The following is a 19,976-nucleotide window of genomic DNA, read 5'->3' as shown; positions in this document are numbered from 1 at the left end:
TACAATGACTGCCTGATCAGACTATTTTGCACCTAGCAATACCGCTCTCACGAGAGCCATTTCAAATTTGTAGGAGAGAGCCAATTGCGTAGCTTGCTTGGAGATTATTTACTGCAGCGATTGCAGCAAGATGTCACAGGAACATTACAGATGCGCCTGTTCCGCTGCTTGCGTAACGCGATTATTGATAGCGTATTGGCTCCCAAAACCCGCTTGCCTGCATCACGTGATCTGGCTAAAGAGATTCAGGTATCGCGTAATACGGTGTTAAATGCCTATGAACAATTACAGGCACAGGGTTATGTTGATGCCCGTACCGGTCAAGGTACCTGGGTAGTAGAGAAATTACCCGAATCCTTTTTGGTGAAGGCAGAACAGAATTCTCCTGCCATTGCAGAAAAAAAAGCACAGCAAAATTATAATCTATCGCAACGCGGTTCTTACTTGCTCGGCTATTCCGCGGCTTCGCCTTATCAATGGGGAGCCTTTGTACCGGGCGCACCCGATGTAACCGAATTTCCGCATCATATTTTCAGCAAAATCCAGACACGTTTGAGCCGTGAACCTCAAGTTAACAACCTGATTTACAGCAATGCCGGTGGCTCCCTGGAACTACGTCAGGAGCTGGCAGAATATCTGAAAATTGCCCGTTCAGTGCAGTGCGATGCTGATCAGATCATTATTACCGAAGGCACCCATCAGGCGATTGATTTGGTCTCGCGTACTTTAAGCGACATAGGCGATGAGGTCTGGATTGAAGATCCAGCCTATTGGGGCGCGCGTAATATTTTACGAATTAATGGCGTCAATCTACGTTCCTTACCGGTGGATCAGGAAGGGATTATTCCCGATCTGCATCCCAAGAAACCACCTAAACTGATTTTTGTGACGCCGTCGCATCAGTATCCTTTGGGCTCACATTTAAGTTTAGAACGGCGCAAACAGTTAATTGCACTGGCACGCCAGCACAATAGCTGGATTGTTGAAGATGATTATGACAGCGAGTTCAGGTTCTCGGGCCAGCCCTATCCTTCTTTACAAGGTTTAGAGCCGGATTCTCCGGTGATTTATATGGGGACGTTCAGTAAGACGATTTATCCGGCCCTGCGTATTGGCTATTTAGTGGTACCAAAACAGCTCTTTTCTTCATTGCGAATTGTAGCTTCGGAACTTTATCGTGGTGGTCACTTAATCGATCAGCAAACACTGGCTGAATTTATCCGTGAAGGACATTATGAAGCGCATATCCGACGGATGCGTTTATTGTATGGCAAACGCCACGCTTTTTTAATTGACCTGATTCGCCGACATTTAGGTGAAGATTTTCTGCATGAATACAATACCGCCGCCGGTTTGCATCTGATTTTAAAATTGCCCAGCAGCAGTGATGATGTCTTGATTGCATCCAAAGCGCTTGAACTGGGAATCAAGGTCAGAGCCTTATCGCAATACTATACCAAACATTATTCCACCCGGCAGAAAGGATTATTACTGGGCTTTGCCTGTGTGAGTGAACAGGAAATTCTGGTGGCTTTCGGGATATTGTTAAAGTGCTTGCGCGAGCATGGGATCCGTACTTTAACTTAGTAAAAACTCAGGGATCAATACAATTATATTTTTAAAATCAAAAAGCTTTTAATTTATTTTTAAAGGGAACGTAAACCTGCTTTTAGCCTGATATTTTAGGTAGGCTTTATTTTTCTGTAAATATGGCCTGCTTATATTTTTTATCTCTTAAGCCAATTGGCTCCTTTTAATTGCTCAAAAATGGCTCTCGTCACTTTACAACAAAAAAGAGAAATTAACCGCATACATGAACAGCATGTAACCGTACTTTAATCAAAGTGTGATCCTGTCTATAGGGTTACAAGGATTCATTTTATTAAGATTAACTTAATATTGGTCAAGCACTGATGAATTCGGTTACAGTTTCAAAGGATAAGATAGCGTAAGCCAAATAAGGAATTTTATTGCCGCTACGCTATTGATATTAAGGGAAATTATATGGCAGAACATCAACATTTCTCCAATTCCGAATCATCAAACGGCTTAAAAAACGGACTTAAATCACGCCATCTCACCATGATTTCAATTGCCGGTGTCATTGGTGGAGCACTCTTTGTCGGCTCCGGTAATGTCATCTATTCTGCAGGGCCGGCTGCACTCATTGCCTATACTCTAGGTGGAATATTAGTTTTACTCATCATGCGTATGCTGGGAGAAATGGCGGTACTGAATCCCGACAGTGGTTCATTTTCAACCTATGCGGATCGTGGAATCGGGCGCTGGGCTGGATTTTCTATCGGCTGGTTATACTGGTCTTTCTGGACGTTGCTCATGGGCTGGGAAGCCTTTGTTGCCGGGAAAATCCTAAATAGCTGGTTTCCATTTATCCCGATCTGGGGCTATATGCTTCTGGTCACTGTAGCACTGGTCTGGATTAATCTCCGTGACGTAAAAAACTTTGGTGAATTCGAGTTCTGGTTTGCCCTGATCAAAGTTATTGCCATTGTACTGTTTCTGGTGTTTGGTAGTTTGGCCGTGATGCACCTGTGGCCTTGGGGCGATGCCTCTATGCTCGGTGGTACAACTCATCTAACCGCTCAAGGCTTTATGCCTAATGGGTTTTCATCGGTGATCACGGCCTTATTGGGTGTAATGTTTGCTTATATGGGAGCAGAGATTGTCACCGTAGCAGCAGCTGAAACCAAAGATCCAGCCAAGGAAATTCGTAAGGCCGCTAATTCAATTGTATGGCGTATCATTTTATTCTATGTCGGTTCAATGTTGATTACGGTTTGCCTGATTCCACACAATAATCCTTTATTGAAAGATCCGACCTGGGGTACGTATAGCGTAGCGCTTACTGCACTTGGTATTCCGGAAGCGCGCCATATTGTTAATTTTGTCGTGCTCACCTCGGTATGTAGCTGCTTTAACTCCGCACTTTATACCTGTTCACGCATGGTCTATTCCCTCTCGAAACGTGGAGATGCACCAAAGAGTTTTGGTTTAACCAACCGCAATAACAGCCCATGGGTAGGTGTCATTTTTTCAAGCCTGTTTTCTTTCGTGGCGATCTATCTGACTGCCACCGAAAGTATGAATATTTATGATGTCTTGATGTTAGCGACTGGTATCGTATCTTTATATGTCTATCTTGCTATTGCCATTTCTCAGCTTAAGTTACGTAAAAAACTGGAAGCTGAAGGACAAAATATTCCATTCAAGATGTGGTTATTCCCATGGCTCACTTATCTGGTCATTATCTTTATTGTCGGCGCTTTAATTACCATGATTATTGAAGGAACCTATTTTAAAGAAGTGGTTTATACCAGTGTGCTTGCATTATTTATTGTGGGCTTAGGCATCTGTGCACAAAAGTTTAACTGGGGTAAAGCCTCAGCCAAAAAGGAAAAGGCAGCACAGGCCAGAATTAATTTAAGTGATAATCTTTAATTTATTTCTATAGAAATTTTTTAAACACATCAGAATGAATAAATGGAGAGTTAAAAAACTCTCCATTTATTTTATATACAAGCCCAGTAAAAAAGGCCTATGTATGTCTAGATTTTAAATCTCCGTTGATACCTCACCTTTCCTAAAATGAATAATTGATAAATCTCGAATACATTCTGTTATGAAATGTTGAGTCCAGCCTCATTTTGCCTAAAAGCTTCTAATATATTTTTTCTTATATGGCCATAATCATTGGAATTGGAAAAGATATGAATCATTATCCTGAAACCCCAGCTTCAACTGAAACACAAGACCATCAACCTGGCGTGCAAACCAAAATGGACCCTGCACCGGAAATTATTAAACCGCATTATAAAGGCAGCGAAAAATTAAAAGGCAAGGTTGCCTTGATTACCGGTGGTGATAGCGGGATTGGCCGTTCTGTATCGGTCTTATTTGCCCGCGAAGGTGCAGATATCGCCATTTGCTATCTGGATGAAGATCAGGATGCACGGGACACCAAAAAAATGGTAGAAGATGAAGGTCGCCGTTGTCTGCTGATTCAATGTGATTTACAGGATCAAGATGAAATCAAGAAAATGGTGGAACAGACCCTTCAGGAATTTAAAACGATTAATATTCTGGTTAATAATGCCGGGGTTCAATACCCGCAAGAAAGTATTACCGATATCTCGCACGAGCAATTACTTAAAACATTTAATGTAAATATTCTGTCGATGTTCCACCTGACTCAGGCGGTGATTCCGCATATGCAAGAAGGTGACAGTATTATCAATACCACCAGTATCACCAGTTATCATGGACATGACCAGTTGATTGACTATGCAAGTACCAAAGGTGCCATCACTACATTTACCCGAAGCCTTTCCACCAATTTATTAAAAAATAAAACGGGCATTCGCGTCAATGGAGTCGCGCCAGGTCCTATCTGGACACCACTCATTCCGAGCAGCTTTGATGAAGAACAGCTTAAAGATTTTGGTAAAAGTACCCCAATGGGCCGCATGGGCCAGCCAAGTGAAGTAGCACCGGCGTATTTATTTCTGGCCAGTGAAGAAGCCAGTTATATTTCAGGTCAGGTGATTCATGTGAATGGCGGCAGTATTATTAATGGCTAATCAGGCAGAGAAGATAGCGGTTCTAGCTGACCGTTATCTTCACCTATTTAATCTTTAGATTTTCATATTTAAAAAAATGGTTTTTATAAAATGATTCCAACAAATACTTACCCTTGTAAAAATAAGCCCTTGTTATAGTAATTTCAGCCCAACCTGATGAGGATATTAAGATGCCTAGAGGTGACAAATCAGCCTATACCGATAAGCAAAAACGGCAGGCCGAACATATTGAAGAAAGCGAAAAAAAACGTGGTCATTCTGAGGAAGAAGCCGAACGTATTGCCTGGTCGACGGTCAATAAACAAGACGGTGGCGGCAAGAAAAAGAAAACGTCCCCCTAAATAGAATTCATGTCGATGAAAGTATGGGACAGATACAAAGACCCTCTATAATTAAATTATAGAGGGTCTTTTACCATCAGCTTTAAGTAATATTTTCGATACGCTGCTGAGTCCATGCTGGCCAGAGCTTTTCCAGTGTTTGTTCAAATTTTGCATTTTCGGTTCGCCATTGTGGATTTTTGTCCTTATCAATAATCAGCGCACGAACGCCTTCAATAAAGTCGCCCTGCTCTAACCAGACATCTTGCAAGTCGCGTTCTAACTGCATGCATTTTTCTAGCGACAAATTCTGTCCAGCTTGCTGTAACTTCAAGCTGGTTTGCTTGGCCATGACCGGACGTTGCTGCAAAATTGCCAGCATTTTATTGGCCCAGTCCTGATCAGTTGAATTACTTGTATGAGCAAGACTCTGTTCAATCTCCTCGAGGTTTGGATAGCCGAAATGCTGATTAATCAGATCTGCACGTTTTTGTAGCTCACTTTCTACCGGATGCGTAATATAGGAACTAATGATCTTTTGAATCTCAAGCGAGTTTAATACCAGCGCTGCAATCAATGCCGCTTCCAGTTCAGCAAAACGCTCACTCGGCACATGATAATCCACCAGATCCAGATACAGCGCATCACTGCTACTGATTTGCTCACCAGTCAATGCCATATAGACACCGACTTCATCTAGTCGGGACAGAAAATGGGTAGCACCGACATCGGGGAAAAAACCAATCGCAGTTTCTGGCATGGCAAAACGTGATTTTTCACTCGTAACTTTGATATGACAGGCTTGAGCCAATCCAAAGCCTCCGCCCAGTACATAGCCATCCATCATCACGATCACGGCCTTTGGAAAATTACGCAAGGTGCTCAGCATCTTATATTCAGTGACAAAAAAATCCTGATATTGGGTATTGCCGGCCTGATAGCTGTCATACAGATAGCGGATATCTCCTCCGGCACAGAACGCCTTGGGACTGTTGGAATTGATCAGAACCGCTTGTACCTGTGGTTCATGCAGCCACTGATCGAGTTGCGCCTGAATGCCCTGAATCATCGCCAGGGTTAAGGCATTTAAATGGCTGGTGCGGTCCAGGCTGATAATGCCCAGCCCCCCTGCGACCCGAATCGCTAAATTATTTTCATCACTCATTCTTTTTGTTCCTATTATGAATTTCTTATTGATGGGTAAATTTGGCTGGGCGTTTTTCCACAAAGGCCTGCATGCCTTCCTTTTGATCGGAACCTGCAAAAATGGAATGGAATACCCGGCGTTCAAAGCGCAGGCCTTCAGCCAGGCTCACTTCAAAGGCCCGATTAATTGATTCTTTAATCATCATCACGGCAGTAAGCGATTTTTCAGCAATTTTTTCGGCAGCTTGCAGGGTTTGCTCCAGCAATTCTTCCTTGGCAAATACCCGAGCCACCAAACCACTTTGCTCCGCTTCCTGCGCCCCCATCTGGCATGCAGTCAGGCACATTTCCATGGCTTTGGCCTTACCAATCGCCAAGGTTAAACGCTGGGTACCACCAATGCCGGGCAACACGCCTAAGGTCACTTCAGGCAGACCAAATTTTGCATTATCTGCGCAGTAAATAAAGTCGCACATTAAAGCCAGTTCGCAACCACCACCCAAAGCATAACCACTCACTGCGGCAATTAAAGGTTTACGACGCTGCGCAATTCGATCGGCCAGACTGAAAAAATCATCCAGATAAATTTGCGGAAAATTCAGATCAGCCATTTCTTTAATATCGGCACCAGCAGCAAAGGCTTTTTCCGAACCGGCAATCACAATACAGCCAATTGTCGGATCTTTTTCCAGCTGATCCAGTGCCTGATTGACTTCAACAATCAGCTGATTATTCAGTGCATTTAACGCTTGTGGGCGGTTTAAAGTAATTAGGCCGACCCCGTTACGCTGTTCGAGTAAAATCGTTTGCCATTGCATGAAATAAGTCCTTTTAAAATTAGAGGCTGCGTGCAATCACCAGGCGCTGAATATCGCTGGTGCCTTCATAAATCTGACAAATCCGCTCAATCGGAAAATCTTTCAGATAACCGTAGCCGCCAAAAATCTGCAGCGCTTTGGAGCAGACACGTTCCGCCATTTCCGAAGCAAATAGCTTGGCCATGGAGGCTTCAGTTAAACAGGTTTCACCGGCTTCTTTCTTGCGTGCTGCAAAATGGACCAGTTGCCGTGCTGCTTCAATTTCAGTCGCCATACTGGCCAACCTGAAAGAAATCGCTTGCTGTTCAAAAATCGGTTTGCCAAAGGCCACGCGGTCATGCGCATAGGCCGTTGCTTCTTCCAAGGCGGCACGCGCCAAACCAACCGCCTGTGCCGCAATACCGATTCGCCCGCCTTCCAGATTGGCCAAGGCAATTTTTAAACCTTCGCCTTCTGCACCGAGTCTTAAACTTTCATGAATGCGGACATCAGTTAGGGCAATCTGACAGGTATCCGATGCATGCAGGCCGAGTTTTTCTTCGACCCGAATCACTTCATAACCGGGCGTGTCGCGCGGCACTAAGAATGCACTCATACCTTTTTTCCCCGCAGCTGGATCAGTCACGGCAAAGACAATAATCATCCCGGCATTGTGTCCAGAGGTAATAAACTGTTTGGCACCATTGATGATGTAGTGATCGCCATCCTTGACCGCACGGGTTTTAATCGCGGCAGCATCCGATCCGGTATGCGGTTCGGTCAGCGCAAAGGCACCAATCATTTCACCTTGGGCCAAAGGTTTTAAAAATTGCTGCTTTTGCTGCTCAGTGCCAAACTTGAAAATCGGCACACAACCCACCGAGTTATGCACGCTCATAATCGCGGATGTTGCACCATCGGCCGCAGCGACTTCTTCTAAAGCCAGCACATAAGCCAGCATGCCGGTGCCAGAGCCGCCCCATTCTTCCGGAATCAGCATGCCTAGAAAACCCAGCTCTCCCATTTGGGCCAAGGCCTGTTTAGGAAAAATGCCTTTTTGATCCCACTCGCCGGCAAAGGGTTTAATCTGTTCCTGGGCAAAGCTTTTGGCCATATCCTGAATTAGTTTTTGCTCTTCCGTTAGTTGCATCGATGCTTCCTTCAATCTTCTTATTTAATCTATTGGCTTTATGAGTTTATGCAGTTTTGGATTGCTGCTTGTTGATTTCCTGATTGCGCAGTAAAAAGCGTTGAATCTTACCGCTTGGGGTTTTCGGCAATTCGGTCACAAATTCAATCAGGCGCGGATAGGCATGTGCAGACAAACGCTTTTTCACAAATTGACCCAGTTCTTCTTCCAGATGGGTCGAAGCTGCAAAATTATTCGCCAGAATCACAAAGGCTTTAATCACTTCGGTACGCTCGGGATCAGGTACACCAATCACTGCTGCTTCAATCACGGCATCATGTTCCAGTAAGGCACTTTCCACATCAAATGGGCCGACCCGATAGCCTGACGTTGTAATGACATCATCACTACGCCCGACAAAGCTCATACTGCCATCAGCATGAATTTCTGCGGTATCCCCAGTTAAGTAATACTGTCCAACAAATGGAGATTTTCGGCTTTCTTCATAGCCAGAGAACCACATCATCGGAGATTGGCTGATATCAACCGCTAAGATTCCCGGGACGTCAGCCGCTAATTCATGACCCTGTTCATCGACAACGGCAATTCGGTAACCCGGGCTGGCAAAGCCTGCCGAACCTGAACGGACCGGATGTTCCAGGACATGATGATTACATACCACCATCCCGACTTCAGTCTGGCCATAATGGTCATAAATCGGTACATCCAGCACCTCTTTAAACCAGCGGATCACTTCCGGATTTAACGGTTCACCCGCACTGCTGACGACACGTAATTTACCGCGCAGTTTTGCCATTTGAGCAGGATCGGCTGCCATCATCATGCGGTAAGCGGTCGGTGCACCAGCCAGATTGGTAATGCCATATTCCTTAACAATGTCGCAGACACTTTCCGCATTAAACCCACCTTCATAAAACAAGGTCGAGTGTCCAAGCATTAAGGGACCAGTAATTGCGTAATACAAACCGTAGGCCCAGCCGGGATCGGCAATATTCCAGAATGCATCTTCAGGAGTCAGACCAATGGCATTTTGCATATAACTTGCAAAAGCAATCAGCGCTTTTAACGGGACTTTAAGTGGTTTCGCCGGTCCAGTGGTGCCCGAAGTAAACATCAATAAAAATGGATCATCGACATTCAGGATCTCCAGCTCACAATCTTCAGCCTGACGGTTTAATACCGTCCAGAAGCTAAGATCGTGCGGATAGCGCTCTGCCTCAGTTTCGGCATGTACCGTCACAATCGCCTGGCAGTTGCTGATCTCGGATAATTTGTCCCGATTCGCTAGATCAGTCACCACCAGCTTGCTTTGCGCCAGCTGAATACGATGCTCGATGGCTTTGGGACCAAAGGCCGTAAATAAGGGTTGATAGACAGCACCAATCCGCCAGGTTGCCAAAATAGTAATGATCAACTCGGGAGTACGTGGTAATAATCCGGAAACGCGGTCGCCTTTACCAATGCCTTGAGACTTTAAAAAGTTGGCAAACTGGCTGGAATATTTTTTGAGTTCGGCAAAACTATATTGTTCTTTTCTGCCATCTTTACCATGCCAGTACAAGGCAATGGCATCGGAATTGGCATGACGGTCACAGCATTCATAACAGGCATTTACTGCCTGCATGGAACCGGAGAGATACTGGCTTGCAACCGTGTTTAAATCAAAGTCTTGAACCGTTGTTTGATAATCTAACATGTTAAACCTCAGCCTGAATTTATCGTTATTACTGACAAGGTGTAATTATTGAAGCGAATCCTTGCTCCATCTAATCTTTTAAGTTTTAAGCAGGTGGCGTGGTGTATTGATGCATGATGCTGGAGAAGTCCAGATGGGCATCACCTTCCTGACACAGTTGTTGATAGAGTTTCTGTACCATGCTGCCGAGTACCACCGGCTGATCCACCTGTTGCGCGGCATCGACAGCCAGCCCCAAATCTTTGAGCATCAGTTGTGCGGCAAAACCGTCGGTATAACCCCGCGATGACGGCGCATTGACACAAATATCGGGCCACGGATTATAAATTTCAGAACTCCAGCAACGTCCGGTGGAACTGTTAATCACGCCAGCCAAGGCCTGTGGATCAATGCCCAGTTTGGCACCGAGTGCCATCCCTTCTGCAACCGCAGTCATGGAAATCCCCAGAATCAGGTTATTACAGATTTTTGCCACCTGTCCTGTTCCCACCGCACCACAATGCACCAGATTTTTACCCATACAGCCGAGAACAGGTTTAACGGCCTCAAAGGTGGCATCATCTGCGCCGACCATAAAGGTTAAAGTGCCATCTTTGGCACCTAAAGTACCGCCGGATACCGGTGCATCACAGACGCGAATCTGCTTGGCCTGAGCTGCTGCAGCAACCTCCTGAATGGTTTGCGGGTCAATGGTACTGCTGTCGATACATAAGCTGCCCGCTTGAAGCACCTCCAGAATACCGTGTTCACCCAAATAGACTTCACGCACATGCTTGGCTGCAGGCAACATGCTGACCACGATCTCCGCCTGTTTCGCAGCAGCTTGTGGACTGTCGCAGACGATACCCCCAGCTTCTGCAAAATGCTGTAAAGCCACTGTACTTAAGTCATAACCAAAAACCTGATGACCGGACTTGAGCAAGTTTTGCGCCATGGAACCGCCCATGTTGCCTAAACCAATAAATGCAATCTTCATGCTGATGCTCCTTAACGCAGACTGATCGTGGTATTGACACCAGTGGTTTCCTGGTCATCTTCAAACCAGCGGCTGGTAATGGTTTTGGTCTGAGTATAGAACTGCACTGCCTGTTTGCCATAAGGGCCGAGATCACCCAGTTTTGAACCGCGTGAACCGGTAAAACTGAAGAAAGGCACAGGGACAGGAATTGGAATGTTAATGCCAACCTGACCGATATCAATCTGGTTCTGGAAGGTACGTGCCGTATTGCCATTTTGGGTAAACAGTCCAACGCCATTACCAAACGGATTGGCATTAATCAGTGCAATCGCCTGTTCCAAAGTATCGACATGCATGATCGCCAGTACCGGACCAAACACTTCTTCTTTATAAATGCGCATATCGGTCGTGACCTGATTAAAAATCGTTGGCCCGACAAAATTACCTTGTTCATAGCCTGGAACCTGTACATCACGGCCATCCAGCAGCAGTTCAGCGCCTTGTTCAACGCCACTGTTGATTAAATCGATGACACGCGCTTTGGCACGTGTTGAAATCACTGGTCCAACATCGGTATTCGGTTCATGTCCCGCATTGACTTTCAAAGTTTTGGTTTTATTGACCAGTTCATCGACCCAGTGCTTGGTGTCCCCAACCATTACCGCCACTGAAAGCGCCATACAACGCTGGCCTGCGGCACCGAATGCTGCACCGACCAAAGCATTCAAGGTCTGCTCCTTGTTGGCATCCGGCATCACCACAACATGATTTTTAGCCCCCATCATCGACTGCACACGTTTACCGTGCTGGCCTGCCAGGTTATAGACATGCGTACCGACTGCGGTTGAACCAACAAAAGAGATGGCTTTGATGTCACGATGGGTACACAGTAGATCGACCACTTCTTTGCCGCCATGTACTACATTCAGTACGCCTGCCGGCACACCTGCCTCAATCGCCAGTTCAACCAGCATCATGGTTGATAATGGATCTTGTTCTGAAGGCTTTAAGACAAAGGTATTGCCGCAGACAATCGCCATTGGGAACATCCACAGTGGAATCATCGCCGGGAAGTTAAACGGTGTAATTCCTGCACAGACACCTAGTGGTTGCTGCAAGGTATAGGTATCGACACCACGTGCCACCCCTTCAATATACTCGCCCATTTGTAGGGAACCGATCGAACAGGCATGTTCCACCACTTCCAGACCACGCTGGATATCACCTTCGGCATCAGCCAGGGTTTTGCCTTGTTCTGCCGTTAAGACTTGGGCAATACTTTTTAAATTGGTACGAATCAGATCCTGCAGTTTCAGCATGATTCGCATACGGGCCTGAATTGGAGTCTGGCGCCAGCTGGCAAAGGCATTTTGCGCAGCCGCAATCGCAGCATTGACTTCTTCAGCAGTGGCAAAAGGCACCTGACCCAAGACTTCCTGAGTGGCAGGACTGATAATATCTTGCCAATGGCTGGTTTTTGATTCGACAAATTCACCATTAATGAGGAGTTTTGCGGTGGTGAATCCGGTACTTTGCTGTGGATGAGAAATGGCGTTCATGGTCGCTCCGTGCTGGTTTGTTATTGTCGTTGTATCTGCCTTTACTGGCTTTTATTTAACGTATAATTTTTACGCTGTTTCAGCAGACTAACAAAGAACACTTTGACCACCAATAGAAATTGGTGCACGATGGTTGTGCAAATATGCACAGGAATTTAACAGGATGTTAAATAAAAAATGAAAGTAGATTGGGATCATTTACGCTTTTTTTTAGTTTTGGCGCGTGCTAAAACACTCACCAACGCAGCACGCTTAATCGGGGTTGAACATAGCACCGTAGCGCGGCGGATTCAGGCCCTGGAAAGTACTTTAGGTACGCAACTGTTTAAGCGCGAAGCCACCGGTTATGAACTAACCTCGGAAGGTCTGGCACTGGTGCCGCGTGTGGAACAGATGGAACAGTCCTTTATCCAGATTGACAAGCGCCATGATCCCTTGCAAGGTCGGGTCCGGATTGGTGCGCCAGAAGGTTTTGGCACGGCATTTTTAGCTCGTCTTTTGGCAGAATTTTCCCAGCATTATCCTTTGCTGACCATTGACCTGATTCCGGTACCGAAAGCGATCAAACTTTCACATCGAGAAGCCGATATTGTGATCGCGATTGACCGGCCCAAATCTGGTCCGTATATCATTACTCGTTTGTCTAATTACTGTTTAAAGCTATATGGCAGCCAGCATTATTTACAGCAAAATCCGGAAATTAAAAAACTGGAAGACCTCCAGCAGCACCGTTTTGTCGATTATATTGATGATCTGGTCTATAGCACTGCACTATATTCGCTAGAGCGTCTTCCCTTGCAGGTCAGTGCCTGTTTTCGCAGTAACAGCATTCTGGCGCAGGAAATTGCCGTGCGTGCAGGTGCTGGACTGGCCATTTTGCCGAAATTTCTGGTCAATGATAAAAGTGAACTGAAAGAGGTGCTGGGTCAGCAGCTCAGTTTTACCCACACTTTCTGGATGCTGACGCTGGTCGATCTGCAACATGAACCAAAAATTAAACTGGTCTGGGATTTCTTGCGTAAACAAGCCGATCTTCAGCAAGACCTGTTAATGGGCAGATGAATATTGAACACACTGTTCACGTTGCAAGCCTATACACCTTAGTTAAATCAACTGAAACAACAACGTATCGATACAGCAAATGAACGTATCACAACATTCCTGACGCTCATGACTTGTTAAATTAACAGTCGATCATTCGCGATGTTTTTTAATGAGCTACAGGAAAATAATATGAAAATCTTGATGGTACTGACTTCACATGACCAGCTGGGCGATACTGGCAAAAAAACTGGCTTCTGGCTGGAAGAGCTAGCTGCGCCTTATTACACCTTTGTCGATGCAGGCGCAGAGGTAGTTTTGGCTTCTCCTGCAGGTGGTCAGCCACCGCTAGATCCAAAAAGTAATGAGCCGGATGCGCAAACCGAAACCACCAAACGCTTTGAAGCAGATGCATCGGCCATGCAGGCTCTTGCCAATACACACAAGTTGGGTGAAGTCTTAAATCAGGATTTTGATGCCGTGTTCTATCCGGGTGGTCATGGACCGCTATGGGATCTGGCCAAAGACCAGAATTCCATTTCTTTAATTGAGCAAACCTTGCAGGCAGATAAACCTGTTGCGCTGGTCTGTCATGCTCCGGGTGTCCTGCGTGATGTGAAAGATTCCGAAGGCCGTTCTATTGTAGAAGGCAAAACAGTCACCGGTTTCAGTAACACTGAAGAAGACGGCGTGGGTTTGACAGACATCGTTCCGTTTTTAGTTGAAGACATGCTGAAAGAAAAAGGTGGGAAATATTCCAAAGCTGAGGACTGGCAGGTATACGTGCAACAAGATGGTCTGCTCATTACTGGACAAAACCCGGCCTCTTCTGCTGCAACGGCTGAAGTCTTATTAAAATTATTAAAATAGACGTGATTCTAAAGTTTGCATTAAACCTTTAGATCATTTTCTTTGAAAAAGAAAAACCCTGAATAAGGCAAGATTATTCAGGGTTTAATTTATCTATTTATTCCCAGATTTAGTTCGCTTCAACTGTCGTTGAGGCAATATGCTGAGCCAGTAATTCTCTGAGTTTAAATTTCTGGATTTTTCCCGATGGCGTCATCGGAATATCCTCCCAGATTTCCAGGCGTTCAGGAAGATATTGCATGGCCAGATTATGAGTTTTTAGAAAATCTACCAGTTCATTAAAACTTAACGGCTGTGACGGATCTTTCAGCTTGATGATTGCACAAGCACGCTCGCCCATTCGCTCATCTGCATAAGCGACCAAAGCTACTGTTGCAATATTCGGATGCTTATAAAGTAGTGATTCAATTTCCGCGACCGGAATATTTTCTCCGCCACGGATAATTACATCCTTTTTACGTCCACAAATCCGGATATAGCCCTGCTCGTCCTGATAGGCAATATCGCCAGTATCAAACCAGCCTTCGGCATCCGTATCATTCAAATGTGGACGTTTTAAATAACCGCCAAAATTTGAACAGGTGCGGATCATCAAACGCCCGGATTCATTCACGGCTTTGGTCTGACCTTTTTTATCCACGATCTTGATTTCCACACCTGGCAAAGCGATGCCATCGGTATTGAAAGAGTGTTCATCCTCATCTTCAGGTCGGGTCAGCGTCACTGCACCACATTCGGTCATACCCCAAGCGGATATGACTTTAACGCCCAGAATTTCCCGGGCTTTTTGTACCAATGGCCCCGGAATGGGTGCAACAGCACACAGGAAAATTTTTAGTGAATCAACCTTGTCATGCTGTTCCGCCACGGTATTGGACAGGTCATTCAGGAATGGGGTCGAGGCCATGGTGAAATTCACCTGATGCTGATGAATTAGATCCACTGCTTTGGCTACATCCCAGCTTGGAAACATGGGACAACTTGCAAGCTGATTTCTTTGATTTTTATGGTCAGGCCTTAAATAAGCTGGCTTTTGATGATGTGGTTACCCTGATTCATCTGCTCAATAAAGTAAATGATGGTTTAAAAAGTATTCATCTGCACAAAGAAATGGATCAGGAATAAACAAATAGAAATATAGCTTTAATTGAAGAATATAAAAAAGAGCCTGAATTCAGGCTCTTTTTTATAAATTGAAATTATGCCTTTTGTGGATCGTATTGACGGTCTTTAATGAATATCCCGGACACTGCGCCACACAAGAAATAGGCACCCCCCATAATCAGGAAGCCTAAGCCAATTGAACCACCGCTGGCTGCCGCGCCAATAATTGCAGGGGCAAACATGGCGCCGATACGACCTGCATTATAAGCACCGCCTACCGCAGTACCACGAATCGAGGTGGCGAAGCTTTCTGTCATATAAGTGGCATTAATCGCATATGGAATGCCGTATAGGAATCCAAAGAATATCAGCAGATAGGCAATATTCTCTGGCGTATTGAATAGCACAATCACGGGCAGGAAAATCGCCGTTCCAATTGCTCCAAACGAAAAGACAGCGCGTCTACCCAGACGGTCTGCGGCAAAGCCCGCTAGAATTTTCCCGAAAATCATCGCCACATAAGTACCAATCATATAGCCGGCCATAGATTTAAAATTCATGTGCAATTCAGATTCCAGATATGCCGGCATCCAGTTATTTACGCCATAGTAGCCAAATTGCAGAAAACCGGCCGTAAATATCCACAAGATGAACATTCTGCGATTCGCAGGATCCGCGAAAATCTCTTTGACTGTGCTTTTTTTGGCGGGTTGCTGTGCTGTGATTTCAGCTGGGGCATATAGACGCTGCAAACGTGCACGCTGCCAGGATTCTGGCTCAGGAACCAGTTTCTGGATAAAAATCGCCATAACCGAGGGAATAATGGCAATAAAAAACAGGGTTCGCCAGCCATATTCCGGAATGATCCAGCCTGCCAGTACAGTGGCCACGATATAACCGACGGTCCATCCTGCCTGTAAGGTACCTAAAACCGTGGTGCGATATTCAGTTGGAACATATTCAGCCATGAGCGTATTGGCTGCAATATATAAAGAGCCAATACCGAAAGCAGACAGAAAACGTAGTACGGCGAACTGTTCATAATTTTGGGTAAAGCCCAAGGCTGCAGTTAATACTGAAAAGATCAGAATTGAAATAACGACTGTACGTACCCGACCTAAACGGTCGCAGGCCCAGCCACCAATAAAACCTCCAATCGCCATACCCGCCAGTGTAAAACTACCCAAGGTACCGGCTTGTAGATTGCTTAAACCAAATTCTGCTTTCAGGCTGTTTAAGCTGAAGGATAGCAGTAGCATGTCCGCGCCATCGACCAAGAGTGCCAAAAAGGCAAATACAAAGGCAATCTGCTGGGTTCGTTTGGTCGTAGGTTTTATCTTTGCGAGTTCTCTTTCTAAAACTTGTTCTCTTACTAATTCCGTCATATTTAAATCTCTGTTTTCCTATCCTTAGGTTTTCATGATCTTTTTATATTTAAAGCTATTCCGCTAATGAATATGCTTTAAGGCTAATCCGTTTTTAATTCACTTGATTGACTCCTTTTTTAATCCTGTCTGGGAGATCGCTTTTTCCTTTTTATCAGTGACCTCTTGTTCTTCGTTCATACTTATATTTGCATCAGGCTAAAGAAAATAAGATGAATATTCATCATTTTAGATGTTTTATTTTGTTATACGAAATTTATTATCATAAAGTTGATTGTTCTTTCATTTTCATATAGCTTTAAAAAGAGGGATTAGAACGATATGTCATTTGAATAAGATCGAACAGGGAGCGTAATAATGGGTGCCTTAACAGGATTTCGTGTACTGGATTTAAGCCGGATTTTGGCTGGGCCCTGGTGTAGCCAGATTCTGGCTGATCTGGGTGCAGAAGTGATCAAGATTGAAAAACCGGATCATGGGGATGATACCCGTATCTGGGGACCACCTTGGCTTAAAAACAATCACCAGCAAGATACCCATGAATCGGCTTATTACCTGTCAGCCAACCGTGGCAAGCATTCGGTTGCAATCGATTTATCTACACCTGAAGGTCAAAGTATTATCAAAAAACTTGCTGAACAGAGTGATGTAGTCATTGAAAACTATAAAGCCGGTTCGTTGAAACGATATGGGCTGGATTATGAAAGTATGAGTCAGCTAAATCCGCGACTGGTATATTGTTCTATTACCGGTTTTGGCCAGAACGGTCCGCGTGCTCAAGAGCCGGGCTATGATTTTATCGTTCAGGGAATGGGCGGCATGATGAGTGTCACTGGCGAACGTGATGACTTGCCCGGTGGTGGCCCGCAAAAAGCAGGTCTGGCCTTTGCCGATTTGACCACCGGCTTATATGCCGCAATTGCCATTCAGGCGGCTTTGTTGTCCCGTGAGAAAACCGGTGAAGGTCAGTATATTGATATGGCGCTGTTAGATACCCAGGTCGCTTCCCTCTCTGTTCTGGCCATGAATTATCTCACCTCAGGCAAAGTCCCCGGTCGCTTCGGAAATGCACATGCCAATATTGTGCCCTATCAGGTATTTAAAGCCCAGAAAGGTGAATTTATTATTGCCTGTGGTAATGATCTGCAATTTAAAGCTTTGTGTCAGGCCGTTGGTTTGGATAAGGTAGCAGAAGATCCTCGCTTCTTGAAAAATTCAGGCCGTGTCACACATCGTGAAGAACTGACCACAGTTCTACAGGCTCATTTCTATACTCGACCGGCAAAAACCTGGGTGGATTTAATCCATGCGGTTAAAGTGCCGGTAGGAATGATCAATGACCTGAAACAGACTTTGCAAGAAGAACAGGTATTGGCACGCGATATGGTGATTCAGATGCCGCATACTTTACGTGAAGATTACACCTCAATCGGTTCACCGATCAAACTCTCCAAGACACCGGTAGAATATAAAAAGGCCCCACCTTGTCTGGGTGAAGATACCGATGCCATTTTGAGTCAATATTTAAGTTCTGCTGAAATAGAAGAACTAAAAAGCAAAAAAGTCATCCAGCAGCGATAAGCCTGCAAGTAGTAAAAAAGGAATCTTTTGATTCCTTTTTTATTTTAAATCTAATGGACTAGATCATTCCTTAACAGGCTTTGGCGCTCGGCTGAACAGTACGAGGCAGCTCGCGACGCAGAATTTTTCCTACTGCAGACTTTGGTAATCCAGCCACAAACTCAATGTATTTGGGCAATTTATAACTGGTCAGTTGCTGCTTCAGATAAGTCATGACTTCATCTTGGGTCAGAGTTTCATCCTGTTTCACAATAAATGCCTTGGGTACCTGTCCAGACTTTTCATCATCAATACCAATCACTGCACATTCCAGTATTTTAGGATGTTTGGACAGCACGCCTTCCAGCTCATTGGGATAAACATTAAATCCGGAGACCAGAATCATGTCTTTTTTGCGGTCCAGAATGGTGATATAGCCCTGTTCGTCCATACAACCGATATCACCTGTCAGGAAGAATCCATCTTTGGTAAATACCTGTGCTGTTGCTTCCGGTTGCTGCCAGTATCCTTTCATCACCTGTGGACCACGTATGGCGATTTCTCCAGCCTGATTAAGTTCTACAGGTTTTCCTTCATCATTCAGAATCAGAATTTCAGTCCCTGCCAATGGCAAGCCAATCGTGCCACTAAATCGCCGGCTTAAAGGAGGGTTAAAAGTTGCAGTTGGTGAGGTTTCAGAAAGTCCGTAGCCTTCATAAATCTGGCAGCCTGTAACCTCATGCCATAACTCTGCCGTATTTTTCAGAATAGATGCTCCTCCGCCGGTTGTGGTTTTCAGGCTTGAATGATCCAGCTCACGGAAACGTGAATGATGCGCCAAGGCATTAAACATGGTATTCACCCCGGGGAAAACAGTGGGTGGATGTTTCTGGTATTGATCTACCAAAGCATCCAGATCTCTCGGATTTGGAATCAGAACATTGGCGAAACCACGGCTTAAACCATAACTGAACAGGCAGATGGTAAATCCATAAATGTGATACAGCGGCAAGGCACAGAATACATATTCATTTTCAGTGGCATAGCGGTCACCAAAATGGCTGATAAATACGGTACTGTTCTGGGCGATATTAAATAAAATATTGCGATGGCTCAGTTCTGCACCTTTAGAAACACCTGTGGTACCTCCCGTGTATTGCAGAATGACCGTATCTTCCTGATGTTGTACAGGCGGTTCAAAATCAATAATCTTTACCTGATTTATTGCCTGTCTAAAGTCAGAAAACTGTTTATCCGGATATTGTGCTGCCTGACTATAAATAGCACTTGGCTGCTCTTGAATAAAATCCAGCGGATGCGTTGCAATGACATATTTAAGTTGAGGACATTCCTCTAATGCTGTTAATTGCTCCAAAGTCTGTCCAAGGATAATCAAGGCTTCTGCACCTGAATCCTGTAGCTGATGATAGAGCTCGCGCTGGGTGTACATGGGGTTGACATTGACCAGCACATAACCGGCCCGAATAATGGCAAAGGTAGCGATTGGATATTGAATAATATTCGGTAACATCACCGCAATACGGCTGCCAGCAGTCAGCCCAAGACTCTGTAAATAGCTAGCCAGTTTCTGGCTATACACATCGATATCGTGATAGCTGAATTTGCGATCTAGATAGATAAATGCGGTTTTATCCTGAAATTTTACCAAATTCTCAGCAATTATCGTGCTCAGGGTTTTCTCAGGATCTGGCCGGGTAAACTCCGGATTGATATTCCACTTTTTATATTCTTCCATCCATGGCTGACTGCTCATGACTATACTCCTGTCCTG

General features: G+C 45.0%; 15 protein-coding genes and 2 pseudogenes. 8 read left to right on the top strand and 9 right to left on the bottom strand.

Annotation, left to right across the window (positions count from 1 at the left end):
- Positions 1-84: 84 nt before the first annotated feature.
- The 4 genes from pdxR to MTX11_RS03410 all read left to right on the top strand — a co-directional run bounded on the left by pdxR (position 85) and on the right by MTX11_RS03410 (position 4,939).
- A complete protein-coding gene (gene pdxR, locus MTX11_RS03425; RefSeq protein WP_243474364.1) occupies positions 85-1,587 on the top strand; it encodes a MocR-like pyridoxine biosynthesis transcription factor PdxR in 1,503 nt (500 codons plus the stop codon).
- Positions 1,588-2,004: 417 nt separating this feature from the next.
- The gene (locus MTX11_RS03420) at positions 2,005-3,459 is read left to right on the top strand and encodes an amino acid permease (RefSeq protein ID WP_243474363.1); all 1,455 of its coding nucleotides are present in this window, start codon (positions 2,005-2,007) and stop codon (positions 3,457-3,459) included.
- Between the two features lie 269 nt (positions 3,460-3,728).
- Positions 3,729-4,598, top strand: a complete 870-nt coding sequence (locus MTX11_RS03415) for an SDR family oxidoreductase (protein ID WP_148334777.1) — start codon at positions 3,729-3,731, stop codon at positions 4,596-4,598.
- A gap of 170 nt (positions 4,599-4,768) precedes the next feature.
- Complete coding sequence (locus tag MTX11_RS03410) at positions 4,769-4,939, top strand: hypothetical protein (RefSeq protein ID WP_243474362.1); 171 nt, start codon at positions 4,769-4,771, stop codon at positions 4,937-4,939.
- 82 nt (positions 4,940-5,021) lie between these two features.
- On the opposite strand, the gene MTX11_RS03405 is transcribed toward MTX11_RS03410, so the two are convergent.
- The 6 genes from MTX11_RS03405 to MTX11_RS03380 form a co-directional block, all read right to left on the bottom strand.
- On the bottom strand, positions 5,022-6,083 hold the full coding sequence (locus MTX11_RS03405) for an enoyl-CoA hydratase/isomerase family protein (protein WP_243474361.1): 1,062 nt from the start codon (positions 6,081-6,083) through the stop codon (positions 5,022-5,024).
- Positions 6,084-6,108: 25 nt separating this feature from the next.
- A complete protein-coding gene (locus MTX11_RS03400; protein WP_243474360.1) occupies positions 6,109-6,882 on the bottom strand; it encodes an enoyl-CoA hydratase in 774 nt (257 codons plus the stop codon).
- 19 nt (positions 6,883-6,901) lie between these two features.
- Positions 6,902-8,011 carry an acyl-CoA dehydrogenase family protein gene (locus tag MTX11_RS03395; RefSeq protein ID WP_243474359.1) on the bottom strand — a complete coding sequence of 370 codons (1,110 nt, stop codon included), beginning with the start codon at positions 8,009-8,011 and terminating at the stop codon, positions 6,902-6,904.
- A 46-nt stretch (positions 8,012-8,057) separates the two neighbouring features.
- Positions 8,058-9,707: an AMP-binding protein gene (locus tag MTX11_RS03390; RefSeq protein WP_243474358.1), complete on the bottom strand. Its 1,650-nt coding sequence runs from the start codon at positions 9,705-9,707 to the stop codon at positions 8,058-8,060.
- An 85-nt stretch (positions 9,708-9,792) separates the two neighbouring features.
- Positions 9,793-10,683, bottom strand: coding sequence for a 3-hydroxyisobutyrate dehydrogenase (gene mmsB / locus MTX11_RS03385; RefSeq protein ID WP_191112357.1), 891 nt, complete (start codon positions 10,681-10,683; stop codon positions 9,793-9,795).
- Between the two features lie 11 nt (positions 10,684-10,694).
- Positions 10,695-12,224: a CoA-acylating methylmalonate-semialdehyde dehydrogenase gene (locus tag MTX11_RS03380; RefSeq protein ID WP_243474357.1), complete on the bottom strand. Its 1,530-nt coding sequence runs from the start codon at positions 12,222-12,224 to the stop codon at positions 10,695-10,697.
- Positions 12,225-12,401: 177 nt separating this feature from the next.
- Here MTX11_RS03380 and MTX11_RS03375 point away from each other — a divergent pair, with 177 nt between their 5' ends.
- Together MTX11_RS03375 and MTX11_RS03370 are read left to right on the top strand one after the other, a co-directional pair.
- Positions 12,402-13,286, top strand: a complete 885-nt coding sequence (locus MTX11_RS03375; protein ID WP_086044837.1) for a LysR family transcriptional regulator — start codon at positions 12,402-12,404, stop codon at positions 13,284-13,286.
- A 171-nt stretch (positions 13,287-13,457) separates the two neighbouring features.
- The gene (locus MTX11_RS03370; protein WP_004730940.1) at positions 13,458-14,135 is read left to right on the top strand and encodes a type 1 glutamine amidotransferase domain-containing protein; all 678 of its coding nucleotides are present in this window, start codon (positions 13,458-13,460) and stop codon (positions 14,133-14,135) included.
- A gap of 109 nt (positions 14,136-14,244) precedes the next feature.
- Here MTX11_RS03370 and MTX11_RS03365 read toward each other — a convergent pair.
- Positions 14,245-15,096: pseudogene (locus MTX11_RS03365) on the bottom strand (AMP-binding protein); the annotation flags it as partial.
- Positions 15,097-15,098: 2 nt separating this feature from the next.
- Here MTX11_RS03365 and MTX11_RS03360 point away from each other — a divergent pair.
- Positions 15,099-15,260, top strand: a pseudogene (locus MTX11_RS03360) (MarR family transcriptional regulator); the annotation flags it as partial.
- A 74-nt stretch (positions 15,261-15,334) separates the two neighbouring features.
- Here MTX11_RS03360 and MTX11_RS03355 read toward each other — a convergent pair.
- On the bottom strand, positions 15,335-16,624 hold the full coding sequence (locus MTX11_RS03355; RefSeq protein ID WP_243474355.1) for an MFS transporter: 1,290 nt from the start codon (positions 16,622-16,624) through the stop codon (positions 15,335-15,337).
- A 357-nt stretch (positions 16,625-16,981) separates the two neighbouring features.
- Between MTX11_RS03355 and MTX11_RS03350 the strand changes: the two genes are divergently transcribed.
- Positions 16,982-18,205, top strand: coding sequence for a CaiB/BaiF CoA transferase family protein (locus MTX11_RS03350; protein ID WP_243474354.1), 1,224 nt, complete (start codon positions 16,982-16,984; stop codon positions 18,203-18,205).
- Positions 18,206-18,275: 70 nt separating this feature from the next.
- Here MTX11_RS03350 and MTX11_RS03345 read toward each other — a convergent pair whose 3' ends face one another.
- Positions 18,276-19,958, bottom strand: a complete 1,683-nt coding sequence (locus tag MTX11_RS03345) for an AMP-binding protein (RefSeq protein ID WP_243474353.1) — start codon at positions 19,956-19,958, stop codon at positions 18,276-18,278.
- Between the last annotated feature and the right edge of the window lie 18 nt (positions 19,959-19,976).

This window comes from Acinetobacter lwoffii (assembly GCF_022809915.1).
Taxonomy (GTDB): Bacteria; Pseudomonadota; Gammaproteobacteria; order Pseudomonadales; family Moraxellaceae; genus Acinetobacter; species Acinetobacter lwoffii_M.
The sequence above is the reverse complement of the archived record's forward strand: the minus strand, read 5'-3'. Positions and strand labels throughout refer to the sequence as shown.

Excerpts from the sequence above, each read along its gene's own strand:
- MTX11_RS03420 (WP_243474363.1), top strand. The coding sequence starts at position 2,005 with ATGGCAGAACATCAACATTTCTCCAATTCCGAATCATCAAACGGCTTA.
- MTX11_RS03415 (WP_148334777.1), top strand. The coding sequence starts at position 3,729 with ATGAATCATTATCCTGAAACCCCAGCTTCAACTGAAACACAAGACCAT.
- MTX11_RS03410 (WP_243474362.1), top strand. The coding sequence starts at position 4,769 with ATGCCTAGAGGTGACAAATCAGCCTATACCGATAAGCAAAAACGGCAG.
- MTX11_RS03405 (WP_243474361.1), bottom strand. The coding sequence starts at position 6,083 with ATGAGTGATGAAAATAATTTAGCGATTCGGGTCGCAGGGGGGCTGGGC.
- MTX11_RS03400 (WP_243474360.1), bottom strand. The coding sequence starts at position 6,882 with ATGCAATGGCAAACGATTTTACTCGAACAGCGTAACGGGGTCGGCCTA.
- MTX11_RS03395 (WP_243474359.1), bottom strand. The coding sequence starts at position 8,011 with ATGCAACTAACGGAAGAGCAAAAACTAATTCAGGATATGGCCAAAAGC.
- MTX11_RS03390 (WP_243474358.1), bottom strand. The coding sequence starts at position 9,707 with ATGTTAGATTATCAAACAACGGTTCAAGACTTTGATTTAAACACGGTT.
- mmsB (WP_191112357.1), bottom strand. The coding sequence starts at position 10,683 with ATGAAGATTGCATTTATTGGTTTAGGCAACATGGGCGGTTCCATGGCG.
- MTX11_RS03380 (WP_243474357.1), bottom strand. The coding sequence starts at position 12,224 with ATGAACGCCATTTCTCATCCACAGCAAAGTACCGGATTCACCACCGCA.
- MTX11_RS03375 (WP_086044837.1), top strand. The coding sequence starts at position 12,402 with ATGAAAGTAGATTGGGATCATTTACGCTTTTTTTTAGTTTTGGCGCGT.
- MTX11_RS03370 (WP_004730940.1), top strand. The coding sequence starts at position 13,458 with ATGAAAATCTTGATGGTACTGACTTCACATGACCAGCTGGGCGATACT.
- MTX11_RS03355 (WP_243474355.1), bottom strand. The coding sequence starts at position 16,624 with ATGACGGAATTAGTAAGAGAACAAGTTTTAGAAAGAGAACTCGCAAAG.
- MTX11_RS03350 (WP_243474354.1), top strand. The coding sequence starts at position 16,982 with ATGGGTGCCTTAACAGGATTTCGTGTACTGGATTTAAGCCGGATTTTG.
- MTX11_RS03345 (WP_243474353.1), bottom strand. The coding sequence starts at position 19,958 with ATGAGCAGTCAGCCATGGATGGAAGAATATAAAAAGTGGAATATCAAT.